The organism is Acinetobacter sp. MB5, from assembly GCF_003261585.1.
Classification (GTDB): Bacteria; Pseudomonadota; Gammaproteobacteria; order Pseudomonadales; family Moraxellaceae; genus Acinetobacter.
In genome coordinates this window covers 46,234-60,168 of the sequence record NZ_POVU01000001.1, presented here as the reverse complement: position 1 = coordinate 60,168, position 13,935 = coordinate 46,234, and the positions used below count along the sequence as shown (strand labels likewise).

The following is a 13,935-nucleotide window of genomic DNA, read 5'->3' as shown; positions in this document are numbered from 1 at the left end:
GGGAGAAAAATAAAGAGGGTGTAAGCGATTATGAAAGAAGTCTATTGGACAAAAAATTTCTTTTCAAACCAGTAAATGAGTGCCCAGTTACAAAAATATTAGCTGAAATTAGCCGATACAAGGCTTCTGAAAAGGTGTAATACATTTGATGGATCGATTAATTTTTAGACATTCTAATAAATATGAAATTAAATAGAGGTAATTATTCTTTTTTCTAAATAATAGCATCATAAAAATTTATACAGAGATCGTAGAATACAGCAAAAGTCATTAAGACCATCGAATGGTTTTTTTTAATAAGAAAAACAGTAGATTAGAAAATAAGCAAATATTGTCTAAATAATAGACATGTATTGGCTTATTTATTTTGATATTCAAAGGATTGGAATATGAAGTTTTTAAAAAGAAGCATTCTTGCTATCTCCGTTTGTTTAAGTTTCTCTCAGGCTTTTGCTGTTGATTTGGATGCTGGGGATTATGAATATGCGCCAAGTGGTACAAATCTGGCCATGTTGTATTATCAGCATGCTTCACGGGATTCGCTTTATGGCGGAAGCGATAAGGTTTCGGGTAATTATGATCTGACCTCAGATGTGGGTATTGCACGTTATGTGCACTATACCGATGTTGCAGGCATCCACATTGCGCCTCAAATCTTGGTTCCTTTTGGGCATGTAGACGCGGGTAAAGATATTTCTGAACTCGGTTCAAGCAGTGGCTTGGGCGATATCATTTTAGCCAATATTTTCTTTTTATATCACGATGCCAGCACACATAGCAGTTTCGGGATAACTCCTTATTTGTTTTTGCCAACAGGTGAGTACTCTGCAAATAAGGCATTAAATTTAGGAGAAAATCGCTACAAATTTAATATTCAGGCAGCTTATACAACACGCTTGTTACCAAAACTGGCTTGGGATGTCTCTGCCGATATGACCTTTTATGGCAAAAATACCGATGCGCTTGGTGGGGACATTAAGCAAGATGTGGGTTATCAGGTACAAACCAATGCACGCTACTTTTTAACTGATAAAGTGGATTTACGCGCTGGGGTTTCGTATAGCAATGCAGGTGATGTTAAACAGGCTGGTGTCACTACAGATGCGATGAAACAAACCAAATTTTGGGTGGGAACAGGAATTAATCCAACACCAACAACACAATTGATTGTGGCATATGGACGTGACATTAAAGTCGAAAATGGCTTTAAAGAAGACAGTCGAATTAACTTGAGATTTTTAAAAGCATTTTAATTTAAGTATTTAAAATATAGCGTTTATTTTAGAAATAAAAGTTGTCTATATTTTTAGCAATTTTCGGTTTATGCTCATGGTATCTACTCCGTCGGAGAGAGACCATGAGTTATGAGTTTATAAGGCATGTTTTACAATACACCACCCTAATTAATTACATTATTCTGATTTTTTGGTTTTTGATGTTTGTTTTTGCTCGACCATTTCTAAAACATATACATACACAATGGTTTAACTTGTCAGATAGCCAATTTGACACGATTAACTATGCAGGAATTGCTATCTATAAAATCTTGGTGATTGTGTTTAATCTGGTTCCATTATTGGCGCTCTATATTGTCGGGCATCCATAACGGTAAGTGATCGCATGATGATTGCCATAAAACGGTCAAATATTGCTATCATGATAAACATAAGATTAAGAACATCAGCATATTATGGATACTCGAATTCCACTTCATTATTGTGCGGTTTGTAAAAAACAATTTCCGTTTAGGGCACTTGTTCCAAGCGAGGCGATTCGCGATGTGATTAGCATGGAGATCCGTAAGGATTGTCCTGAGTGGTCATCGGATAGCTTTATTTGCCACCCAGATTTGACGCACTATCGTATTCAGTATGTTCACTCTTTACTGAGATCTGAAAAAGGTGAATTGACCGATCTTGAAAGAGAGGTCATTAGCAGCATGCAGCATCATGAACTGATCAGCAAAAATATAGAAACAGAGTTTGATCAGAATTGGACATTTGGAGAAAAACTTGCCGATAAAATTGCCAGTTTTGGTGGTAGCTGGACATTTCTGATTTTTTTCGCGGTATTTCTTGTGGCATGGATTCTGATCAATACAATAGTTTTTATCATTCATCCTGTTGATCCATATCCATTTATTTTGCTGAATCTGGTGTTGTCGTGTTTAGCGGCAATTCAAGCCCCCATTATTATGATGAGCCAAAATCGACAGGAAGCTAAAGATCGATTACGCTCGCAACATGATTATCAAATTAATTTAAAAGCAGAGTTGGAAATTCGACATTTACATGAAAAAATTGATCATTTGCTTTCAAATCAGTGGGAGCGTTTGACACAAATTCAGGAAATTCAACTGGATTTGCTCTCTGAAATGAATAAAAAGCGCTAAGTTTAAGTGGGAGGCTAGGAATCATGGCAAAGTATATAGTGAATAGTTATAGGATCTTGTTTGATCGACCAGAGATTTTATTAGCGAGAGCCGATTTGCCTGAACTTTGTCAGCAAGCAGAAAAATACCGTATCCGATTTATTTCTCTGTGTGTTTTTATTTTCTCAATTGGTGCAGTGGGTATGCTGATCTATCACAAAATTCCTTTTGTGGAGATGCCTAAAATTATGCTAGGACTGCTGGTTGCCTTTTCTTTGAGTGCGATGTTTGCTTCTCGGTTTTCAAGGTTATGCAGCATTGAAACCCATGCACGATTTGCGATGAGTATTCGTAGTATGAGTAAAAAAAATCCGTATTGTGCTGAATATTTAGCACAAGTCCGACAACAACAACGTCCATTTACACGTCTGGACTTGGCGGCTATGTCACGGATTTATCTGAGCCATTAGTCATCACTCTGGATTGCTTTTTAGTCTCCATAAAGTTTTAGTCCAAGAACCATTCCATCAATGATTGACAGCCGAAAACAGCATTGATATGTTGCCTGCATTTCTCCTGTTTGAATTGTGTTATGTCCAGTCCTGCTCCTTTTGTGTATTGTCCACCACAAGAACCATTACAAACCGTCTATGAAGATCAAGATTTGCTGGTAATACATAAACCAGCAGGTCTGTTGTCTGTGATGGGGCGATTGCCAGAACATCAGGACAGTGCATATCTACGGGTGCTAAAGCAACATCCACAGGCAAAAGTGACGCATCGACTTGATATGGCGACATCAGGTTTGTTGATTTTTGCAAAGCACCGTGAGGCTGAAGTTGCGGTCAGTAAAATGTTTCAGGCACGCCAGGTGACCAAACACTATATTGCTTTGCTACAGGGGGAAATTCAGCTTGATGGTTCGGTTGATGTGCCACTCATTACCGATTGGCCAAATCGCCCGAGACAAATGGTCAGTTTTGAGCATGGTAAAACAGCAAAAACACTTTTTGAACGCATCAACTACAATGCTGAAACCGATATTAGTCGCGTCAAACTAACACCAATTACAGGTCGTTCCCATCAACTGCGTGTGCATATGGCACATATTGGACATCCAATTATGGGAGATGGTTTATATCATCCTGAACCAAGCCGATTTGCTTTACCGCGGATGGCCCTGCATGCTGCATATTTGGCATTTCAACAACCGTTAACCCAACAGAAAATCGAGCTGGATTTACCCGCGCCATTTTAACTGGGCTGTAAGTGTTGAAAAGCAAGATTGTCGACAATATTTTTTGTTTGACATATCGTCAAACTGCAATAAAAATGAGCTAAGCTGTATTTTATAACAATAGCCAGTACACAATAAGGACACAACAATGACACGCGATTATCAGCAATTCCCAGACGATGAAAACGGCAACTTACTTTGGCAAATGGTTGAAGATGGTAGTGATCTCACTGAGCCTTATGAAGTCGAATTTTCAATGGCTTTTGAACAACAGGAACAGGCAGAGAAATGTGCCTTGCATTTGTTGCATCAAGAGCAAAAAGTATCGTTATATCAAGAAGATCAACATAGTGATCAAGAGAATCTATGGATATTGAATGTGCATATCAATATGATTTTGGAACATCAAGATGTGGTAGATCTAGAAGAATGGTTTACCAAGATCGCTAAAGAATATGATGGAGAATACGATGGTTGGGGTTGTATGAGCTATGTATTCGAATATGAAGAAGACGAAGAGTAATCTGTTTGATTAAAACGTCTAAACTCAGAAAAAAGCCTAAGTTTACTTAAAACTTGGGCTTTTTTATTGAATAATTTTTTATGCACCCAATGATATTTTTAACCTAATTCCCCCATAGTCGAATAGAATTGTCGACAATTTGAGTTCATGATGTGATTCAGATTCATGCAAGGTGAGTCGTTTTTACAATATAGAAGATAGGAAAATAAGGAAATGGCTGCTCAGAAACAAATGACAATTCCCGCAACATATATGCGCGGAGGGACCAGTAAAGGTGTGTTCTTTAACCTGAAGGATCTACCCGAAGCGGCTCAAGTTGCAGGTCATGCGCGGGATCAGATTTTACTGAGAGTCATTGGAAGCCCTGACCCATACGCAAAGCAAATTGATGGCATGGGTGGGGCAACTTCAAGTACCAGTAAAACAGTTATTGTGACGAAAAGCCAAAAGCCTGAGCATGATGTCGATTATTTGTTTGGGCAAATTGCAATTGATCAGCCATTTGTTGACTGGACAGGGAATTGTGGCAATTTATCTGCGGCAGTAGGGCCATATGCGATTCATCAAGGGTTAGTTGATGCTAGCCGAATTCCTGAAAATGGTGTCTGTACAGTTCGTATTTGGCAGGTCAATATTCAGCAAACGATTATTGCACATGTGCCGATTGTTGATGGGCGTGTACAGGAACTGGGTGACTTTGAATTAGATGGTGTGACATTTCCAGCGGCAGAAATTCCGCTGGCATTTTGTGAAGAGGTTGACCCTGAAGCAACTACAGGCATTTTTCCGACAGGAAAACTCAAAGAGCAGCTTGATGTTCCAGATATTGGCTCTTTTGAAGTAACCATGATTCAGGCGGGTATTCCAACGGTCTTTTTACATGCTGAGGATTTGGGTTATACAGGTACAGAACTACAAGAAGCAATTAACAGTGATCCTCAAGCGCTTGTCAAACTTGAAAAAATTCGTGCATATGCTTCACTCAAAATGGGACTGATTTCTGATTTGGCAGAAGCAGTAACTCGTCAACATACCCCTAAAATTGCTTTTGCTGCTCCTGCACAGTCATATGTGAGTTCTAGTGGTAAAGCTGTCGATGCATCTCAAATTGATCTGGTTGTGCGTGCCATGTCGATGGGTAAACTGCATCATGCCATGATGGGAACCGCAGCCATAGCAATTGCAGCGGCAGCTTGTGTACCAGGCACAATTGTTTACGAAAAGCGAAGTTCAAAAACTGGCAATAAAGTCTGTTTTGGTCATCCATCTGGAACATTAACTGTGGGTGCAGAAATGGTCGAACACAATGGTGTTTGGCAAATGCAGCAAGCGATTATGAGTCGTAGTGCCCGTATCTTAATGAAAGGTGAAGTGTATCTCCCTGAGAATACATTCTAATTTGAATAAAAAAACAGCCTCATCATGAGGCTGTTTTTTTTGCTACTTATTGATTGATTTGAGGGGCTTGGTATAAACCATGCTGGATTAAATGCAAACGTAAAATACGGCGTAGTTCAAGCACTGCCTCAGGTGTTTCCTGAATGGAGTGTCCGCCATGAATAATTTTCTCCGATGCAGCACCATCTAAATGTGCACTGCTGTATGGAACGACACCATCTGTAATTTTTGCTGGATCGTTACTTTTGGTGTCATTGCCAATGATTGAATGAAAAATAAAGCCTTTAGGCGGATTTACATTTTTAGTTATCGCAATAAATGCAGATTTATAACTCAAGTCACTTGGCCCATTTTGAATGATGTTCTGGTCAAGTTGCTTTAAGGTACTTTTATTGAGATCACCTTGTAATGTCGTTCCGATAGCACTCACAAATACGCTAGGAACGCGGATGATACGGCGGGCCATTTTGGTGAACCAACGATCAGCAAAAGCTGTTCCTTTATTTGGGGAAGATAAGAAAATTGCTCGATCAAAATTGGTGATAGGCTGGATACGTAGACGTTCTAGTACAATTGGATCATTTCGATGTTTTTTTAGTAAACTTGGGCTTTTTAATGTCTTAAATGCCTGACTGCTAAGATCTGCATGACTAACCAGTAGGCGTGCAATAATTCCACCCATAGAGTGGCCAATCAGAACAGAATCACTATAGGCAGGTGATTTCGGGTCAACCAAAGCAAAGGACTGTTTTAAAAGTGCATAAATCTGAAAACGGCTTTCCATAATCGGCATGTTGGTCGAGTAAAAAACCTGCCAGACCTGATAATGCTCTCGTAAAACAGGATCTCCCATGATGTCATTGGTCAATCGGATCCAAGCCTCAGGGCTGCTGGCAAGACCATGAATCAGGACAATCACTTTTTTGTTCGGGTTAAATGGTTCCAGCATATATAAATGAGGCATCGCCAGATTTTGATCTTTATCGATTAGACTTAAATATGCCGATTTGCCTAAGTTATTTTGTGCAAGCCATAAGCCATAAGGTGCAGAATAGTTTGCCGCTAGTGGATAAGAGTTATTTTCGATGTTGATGCGGTCTGAACGATAGGGATCATGAATTTTAATTACCATCGGAGAGTTGTTTAGCAAATCTTGCAGACTGGTATTTTTTTCAGGTTCAATGGTAATGGTGCTAGAAAGATAACGCGGAGAGCGAATATTAGGATTAACACCATCTTTAAACTGGTAATGTAGTGGATCTAAAATATATTGGTTTTCTTCATCAATATGCTTTTTAGGTAAGATGACAACAAATTCTGAACCAAAACCGTCACGACGGTTAATTGAGCGCAAGCCTGAAAAATTTAAATTGTAACTCGACATATAGCTTTCGATGGGCTGACTGGCCAATTCGGGATAATCACTAAAGTCTAAGCGATAGTTGCTTTCTCCCATTTTAACACTCTGCGGTAAATGCTTTTGTACATCGACCGCTTGGGCTGGATATGCTGAGCCTAGTTTAGCAATCGCTTGATTATAGAAATCTCGAACCTGAACTTGGCGGTTATCAAAAATACGTTGTTGTGGCTCTCGATTTGAGCGGAAGAGATAGGCATAGCTGTAGCGAATACTTTTATCGAGCATTTCACCTTCTTCAGTAATACAGCTCACATGCAGTTGTTGTTGGTGCAGATGTTTTTTAGATGGATTTTTTTCTAGTTTTGGAATGTTCTTACAATCCTTTGAACTTTCAAGTTGTTTTGCTTTTGCTAAATACAACTCACTTGCTGTTGAAAACAATTGTTCTTCTGGAATTTGTGGCATTTTTTGAATGAACTGCAAACAGGCTGCTGGATCGTTGGCACATCCTTTGGCTTCACGTCCTGTCATGGATAAGACATTCAGGCTGGCTTCACTGAGTTTGTCTCGGGTGAGAATACTGTCACGTTCATTTGAAATAGTAATATTCAAGGCTTGTTGTTTGACATTGACAACCTGACATCCTCCTAAAATTAGACTACTGAGCAGAGGAATAAACAGAAATGTAGATTTCAACAGTTTTGCATGCATGGTATCTAATTTCGCAGCAGAGAAGAGATTAAGACAAGCATACGAAAATGTTGCCATTTTTCAATGTGAAAAATATAAAAGGCGACCAAAATAGTCGCCTTTTATGAAATTTATAAGATCTTGGTCAGTTTAGTAGTGACCTTGTTTCATTGCTGTGAGGTTTTCCCAAACATTGGTACGGCCTTGCTTTTCAATTTCCATGACTAAACGATCAACCACTTTACTTTCTTCAGGGTATTTCACTTTATAAGTATGCAATGTAGACAGTGCATTTCTGCGTTGTTCAAGGAATAAGTAATTATTCACTGCAGACAAGTAGGCTTCTTGTACGCCACCTTTAATTGCTTTGTCTAAATAAGGAATTGCTTCACGCTGACCACCCCCTTCAGAGAGTGAAAAACCAAACCAGAAGTTCGTTGTTGGGTCATTCGGACTCATTTTAATGAGGCGCTGAGCGTATTGTAGTGATTTAGTGGTGAACTGCGTACCCATATCAAGGTTACGCGCCATGACGCTCACCTTAAATGCACGAATCAGCACATCATAAGAAGCATTGCGGTTTGCAGCTAGGGCATCAAGCTGAACACTAATCTCTCGTAGCTTGGTCTCAAAACCACGACGTTCGTTGCGGTTTGTGAATTGAGGTGGGTAGTGACGTGCTTTACCTTCAACTAACTGTAAAAAGTCATCAATTTGGGTCACATCAAGTTCATTGTGCCCAGCAGCAGGTGCAAATTTCATATTTGCTTGATTGCTATCTACTGTAGGAACAATTAATTTGTTTGCATGCGCTTGTTTTAAATCAACTTCAAATGCTGGCGGAGCAGCATAGTTAAATGGATTTAATGCATAAAACGGTGGTGTAACCGCAGGTTCAGTGAACACAATCGGCGTATTCTGAGAATTATTATTTTTTACAGCAACGCCGCATGCCGAAAGAAGAGTTGCTGTCATCAGCATCGTTGCTATAGCTTTTAATCTCATTTTGATTTCCAGAATAGTTGAGGGAAAACGATTTGTTCAGCAGTCTAAAAAAAAGCAAAACAGCATACAAGTACAAGCGTGTAACAGTATGCTATTTGGAGCTTTTAGACTTGTGATTGTCGAGTTTGAGATTCACACTCGCGGCGCACTTCCTCAATAATTTTTAACTCTTCTTCGCTGTAAGGTTGCTGTTCAGTTTGTTGCTTTTTGAAGGTTGGATCAAGTAAAGACAGGCGTTGGCAAAGGGTGTTCATACGTTGTTCATTGCTTTGCATACGATCCATTAACACACGAATGCCTTCTAAAATTGGATCGGTCTGGTCTTGAGATGCTGCATAAGGTTGAAAGCCAATTTGCTGTGCGTAGTCTCGACGACGTTCTTCTTCTACATTCTTGTCTTTATCTTTAAAGATATAGCGGGCAGGGTTACCAACAGCTGTCACACCTTCAGGAACTTCTTTGGTAACAACCGCGTTTGAACCGACTTTGGCATTTTTATGCACAGTGAATGGCCCTAAAATTTTGGCACCAGCACCAACAATCACACCATCTTCAAGTGTCGGGTGGCGCTTGCCTTTGTTCCATGTCGTACCGCCAAGCGTAACACCGTGATACAGGGTGACATCATCACCAATTTCAGCAGTTTCACCAATCACCACACCCATACCGTGGTCAATGAAGAAACGCTTACCAATTTTTGCGCCAGGGTGAATTTCAATGCCTGTCACAAAACGGCTAAAGGAGGATAACGCACGTGCACTGCCTTTACAGTTTTTTTTCCAGAGTTCATGAGCCATGCGATGCATAATTAATGCATGGATACCAGGATAAGTGGTCAGGACTTCTAAGGTGTTGCGTGCGGCTGGATCTCGAGCAAAAACAGCATTGATATCTTCTTTGAGCTGCTTAAACATGGGGTTGATCCTCCTTATCTGTTGATTTTTTCCATTTGCCTTGGCTGAGAGCTTGTACACGGGTAAAAATTCCACGTAACAAGTTGTATTCCATACGATCCAGTTGAATTCTGCCGAATAAGCGGCGCAAGCGTAATGGAAGTAGCCTTGGATTATTTAGATCTAAAAACTCAATTTCTTCAAGCATTTTTTCTAAGTGTGGATAAAATTGTTGCATCTGTTCCTGTGTCACCAATGGCTCATCCCAGTGCATATCAATCTGATTATTGACAGGCATGCTTTGTTCATCAGGATTGTCGTGTTGTTCGTATGCTAGCGTTGCCATACGCAGTTCATAACAGATGATTTGAATGGCTTGAGCCACATTCAACACACCATATTCAGTATTGACAGGAATGGTGACGTGGAAGTTCGCCAGCGCGAGTTCTTCATTGGTCAAACCACGATCTTCACGTCCGAAAATAATCGCGATTTCTTGCTGTTGATGAACAACAGCCTGTAATGCTTTCTCACTGGCAGGACGAACATCCAGCAATGGCCAAGGAATGGTACGGCTACGCGCACTGGTACCAAACACCAAATGACAGTCGGCAATCGCATCTTCAAGCGTTTCAACAATTTCAATCTGTTCAATTAGATCTGTTGCACCAGCGGCTAAAGCATCAATATCGGGATGAGGATAGGTCTTTGGTGCAACCAGAACCAGTTTGCTTAAGCCCATGGTCTTCATGGCACGTAAAGCGCTACCAATATTGGCAGGTAAAGTGGTGTTGACCATGACAATACGTACATGGTTTAAATGCGATGACACCATCGCATTATCAAAAGTTTTCATAGTTATTCCAAGATCTTACGAATATTGATTGACTTCAGCTTGATATAAATCAAGAGCTTCGTCCATGCTCATGTCGGCAGGCGGTGGTGGTACATTCACCACTTGAGCTTCTTCAAGGCTAATGGCTTTTGCTGCTTTAGACTTGACGTGGTATTCCACATAAAGGGCATCTTTCCCAAAATAATCCCGCAGTTTACGCAGTGCATCGTCCGTTGGTGCAATTTTCCAGTGATCAGCGAAATGCAGTTCTGCCTGTGCGTAGCTAAAGTCGAGCTTAAGTACCACAGGAATGTGTTGATAGTCTGGCAATTGCTTAAACGGTTGCAATAATTGCTGCAAATCTGTCGATAAGCTTGGGCTAAAGCTGTGCTCGTCGAGCTTGACTTGAATGTTTTGTGCACGTTTTTGACGAACTTCGTTTAAATCAAAGGCTTTGGTTAAACGCGCCATTGGGCGTTCAAAGCCTTCACGTTCATAAATCTCACCTTCAATGATCACCACACGCTCATTTTGAATGACTTCTTTAAAGCGTTGGAAACGTTCGTGGTTACAACTGACTTCAATACGTGCAGTACCGTCATCGAGGGTTATCATCATACGGTTCGGGAAGTTGGCAACATCCATGACTAAACCTGCAAACACGGTGGTTTGACCACGACGAGTTGGGCTGAGTTCACTGATTTTGCTTGGAATAAAGGCTTTTAACTCAGGACGATAGACATCAATCGGGTGACCTGTCAGATACAAACCAAGTGTATCTTTTTCACCTTTGAGACGAACTTCGTCTGACCACGGTTTAACGGGTTTTGCAGGCTTACGTTGAACTTCTTCAACTTCACCAAATAAATCCATAATCCCTGTTTCACGGTTTTGACGAGCCTGTTCAGCCGCTTGTACCGCTTCAGGAAGTTGAGCCATTAGACTCGAACGTTCAATGCCTAGACAATCTAGCGCACCCGCACGAATTAGCGCTTCGAGAGTACGCTTATTGATTTTTTTCAGGTCAATGCGGTGACAGAAATCGAATAAATCCTGATAAGGGCCATCTTTTTCGCGTGAATCAATCACCGATTGCATGGCTTGCTCACCCACACCTTTAATTGCCCCTAGACCATAGACAATGGTGCGTTCAGCACTGGCGTGGAAATGATACAGCGACATATTCACCGATGGTGGTAACACGTCAAGCCCGTTGGTACGGCAGTCGTCAATCAAGAACACCACGTTGTCCGTGTTCTGCATTTCCGATGACATGACCGCTGCCAAGAATTCAGCAGGGTAATGGGCTTTGAGCCATGCAGTATGGTAGGCAACCAGTGCATACGCTGCAGCATGTGATTTGTTGAAACCGTAGCCTGCGAACTTTTCCATATAGTCGAAGATGTGGTTGGCTGTGGCTTCATCAATATCTTTTTTGGCTGCACCTTCAATGAAGATTTGGCGCTGTTTGACCATTTCTTCAGGTTTCTTTTTACCCATCGCACGGCGTAGCAAGTCTGCACCACCGAGGGTATAGCCCGCGCAGTACTGCGCTGCCTGCATTACCTGTTCCTGATACACCATAATGCCATAGGTCGGTTCGAGGACACCTTCTAACAGTGGATGTAAATACTCGAACTCGCCGCCGTGCATACGGTGAATAAAGTCAGGAATCAGATCCATTGGCCCTGGACGATACAACGATACAAAGGCAATAATTTCTTCAAATTTGCTTGGGCGCGCTTCTTTAAGCATGCGCTTCATGCCGACGGATTCAAACTGGAAGACCGCGGTGGTATTGGCTTCAGCAAAGATATCGTAGGCTTTCGGATCATCTAACGCCACATGTGAAATCAGCAACTGATCGTCAGCAGCACGACGCTTGTTAATGTTCTGTACCGCATCTTCAATGACGGTCAGGTTACGTAAACCCAAAAAGTCGAATTTGACCAGACCTGCGGATTCAACATCATCTTTATCGTACTGGGCGACGCGGTTTGTGCCATCGGCATCACAAAGTACCGCAGAGAAGTCGGTAATTTTGGTCGGTGCAATCACCACACCACCCGCATGTTTACCTGTATTTCGGGTAATCCCTTCGAGTTTGAGAGCCATTTCCCAGATTTCTGAGGCATCGTCATAGTCAGGGTTCGATGGGTTGGTCACTACATCCTTGAGTTGTGGTTCCATCTCAATCGCAGTGGCTAGGTCTACACCGAGTGGTTTGGTCGGCACCATTTTGGAAATACGGTCAGCAAGACCATACGATTTTCCTAAAACACGCGCTACGTCACGAATCGCACCTTTAGCCGCCATCGTACCAAAAGTGGCAATTTGCGATACCGCATCACGGCCATAGTGACGGGCAACATAGTCAATGACGCGGTCACGCCCTGCAATACAGAAGTCGACGTCAAAGTCGGGCATCGAAACACGTTCAGGGTTCAAGAAGCGTTCGAATAGCAAATCGTAACGCAGTGGGTCAAGGTCGGTAATTTTCAGACTGAATGCCACAAGGGAACCTGCACCTGAACCCCGTCCTGGGCCAACGGGAACGCCGTTATTTTTCGACCACTGAATGAAGTCCATGACGATCAGGAAGTAACCTGGGAAACCCATTTTGAGAATAATATCGACCTCATAGCGGATACGTTCATCATAAGGTTTACGAATTTCAGGCCAGTCCTCGTCACGTTTGGCACTTGGGTAAAGCTGTTCCAGACGTTCTTCCAAGCCTTCTTTAGATAAGTGCTCAAAGTAAGTGTCGATGGTGAAGCCATCAGGAATTGGGTAGTCAGGCAAGAAGTATTTGCCCAAACGTAAGCTGACATTACAGCGTTTCGCAATCTGAACCGTGTTGTCAATCGCACTAGGAATATCGGCAAACAGTTCAATCATTTGCTCGGCAGTCTTAAAGTACTGCTCTGTGCTATAAAAACGTGGACGGCGATCATCGGCTAAGACATAACCATCGGCAATACATACCCGCGCTTCGTGTGCTTCAAAATCTTCTTCAGTAATAAAGTGCACATCATTGTGAGCGACGACACCGACCTGATATTTGGCAGCCAGTTTAATCGCCTCATTAATAAAATCTTCTTCGTTCGGGCGGTTAGTACGCGTCAGTGCAAAGTAAACCCGATTGCCAAATTTTTCATGCCATTCTTGAAAGAGGGGTTCAGCTTTTTGCGGATTGGATGAGCAGAGTAGTTGACCGACATCACTATGGATACCAAGCAGGACAATAATGCCTTCGTGTTGATTGAGTACCCATTCTTTTTTCACACAAGGAATATCGAGTTGCTGGCCTTCAATAAAACCTTGGGAAACCAGTTCGGTAATGCTACGCCAGCCGTGGTTGTCGATCGCAAGCAAGGTGGCTTTATGGTCGGCATCGTTCAGACGAATCGTGCTGCCTAAAATGGGCTTGATACCTTTGCTTAGGCAGGATTTATAGAACTTGACTGCTGCATGCAGATTTGACAGGTCTGTCAATGCCAAGGCCGGCATTTCTTGTTTTACCGCAGTTTTAATCAGATCAGGTATACGAACAATCGATTCGGTAATCGAAAATTCTGTATGAATACCAAGATGTACAAACTGCTGCATAAAAACGTCCTTCG

Annotated in this window: 12 protein-coding genes; 7 read left to right on the top strand and 5 right to left on the bottom strand. The window is 41.7% G+C overall.

The window, feature by feature from the left end:
• Positions 1 to 389 precede the first annotated feature (389 nt).
• From C1A47_RS00300 to prpF, 7 genes are all read left to right on the top strand, one after another.
• Positions 390 to 1,253 (top strand): transporter, encoded by an 864-nt coding sequence (locus C1A47_RS00300; RefSeq protein WP_111891280.1) that lies wholly within the window; start codon positions 390 to 392, stop codon positions 1,251 to 1,253.
• A 104-nt stretch (positions 1,254 to 1,357) separates the two neighbouring features.
• The gene (locus tag C1A47_RS00295; protein WP_111891278.1) at positions 1,358 to 1,606 is read left to right on the top strand and encodes a DUF6868 family protein; all 249 of its coding nucleotides are present in this window, start codon (positions 1,358 to 1,360) and stop codon (positions 1,604 to 1,606) included.
• An 84-nt stretch (positions 1,607 to 1,690) separates the two neighbouring features.
• Entirely contained in the window at positions 1,691 to 2,392 is a 702-nt protein-coding gene (locus C1A47_RS00290) for a DUF1003 domain-containing protein (protein ID WP_111891276.1), read from the top strand.
• Between the two features lie 23 nt (positions 2,393 to 2,415).
• A complete protein-coding gene (locus C1A47_RS00285; protein WP_162625902.1) occupies positions 2,416 to 2,841 on the top strand; it encodes a hypothetical protein in 426 nt (141 codons plus the stop codon).
• Between the two features lie 122 nt (positions 2,842 to 2,963).
• Positions 2,964 to 3,629: an RluA family pseudouridine synthase gene (locus C1A47_RS00280; protein WP_111891272.1), complete on the top strand. Its 666-nt coding sequence runs from the start codon at positions 2,964 to 2,966 to the stop codon at positions 3,627 to 3,629.
• A 127-nt stretch (positions 3,630 to 3,756) separates the two neighbouring features.
• Positions 3,757 to 4,131, top strand: a complete 375-nt coding sequence (locus C1A47_RS00275) for a ribonuclease E inhibitor RraB (RefSeq protein ID WP_111891270.1) — start codon at positions 3,757 to 3,759, stop codon at positions 4,129 to 4,131.
• 213 nt (positions 4,132 to 4,344) lie between these two features.
• Entirely contained in the window at positions 4,345 to 5,529 is a 1,185-nt protein-coding gene (prpF, locus tag C1A47_RS00270; RefSeq protein ID WP_111891268.1) for a 2-methylaconitate cis-trans isomerase PrpF, read from the top strand.
• A gap of 46 nt (positions 5,530 to 5,575) precedes the next feature.
• Here prpF and C1A47_RS00265 read toward each other — a convergent pair whose 3' ends face one another.
• The 5 genes from C1A47_RS00265 to dnaE form a co-directional block, all read right to left on the bottom strand.
• A complete protein-coding gene (locus tag C1A47_RS00265; RefSeq protein WP_111892157.1) occupies positions 5,576 to 7,600 on the bottom strand; it encodes an esterase/lipase family protein in 2,025 nt (674 codons plus the stop codon).
• Between the two features lie 129 nt (positions 7,601 to 7,729).
• Entirely contained in the window at positions 7,730 to 8,584 is an 855-nt protein-coding gene (locus tag C1A47_RS00260; RefSeq protein WP_111891266.1) for an ABUW_2363 family tetratricopeptide repeat lipoprotein, read from the bottom strand.
• 104 nt (positions 8,585 to 8,688) lie between these two features.
• Complete coding sequence (cysE, locus tag C1A47_RS00255) at positions 8,689 to 9,498, bottom strand: serine O-acetyltransferase (RefSeq protein WP_111891264.1); 810 nt, start codon at positions 9,496 to 9,498, stop codon at positions 8,689 to 8,691.
• A complete protein-coding gene (locus C1A47_RS00250) occupies positions 9,491 to 10,333 on the bottom strand; it encodes an RNA methyltransferase (RefSeq protein ID WP_111891262.1) in 843 nt (280 codons plus the stop codon). The genes cysE and C1A47_RS00250 overlap by 8 nt, the downstream gene beginning before the upstream one ends.
• A 15-nt stretch (positions 10,334 to 10,348) precedes the next feature.
• On the bottom strand, positions 10,349 to 13,921 hold the full coding sequence (gene dnaE, locus C1A47_RS00245) for a DNA polymerase III subunit alpha (protein WP_111891260.1): 3,573 nt from the start codon (positions 13,919 to 13,921) through the stop codon (positions 10,349 to 10,351).
• Positions 13,922 to 13,935: the final 14 nt, after the last annotated feature.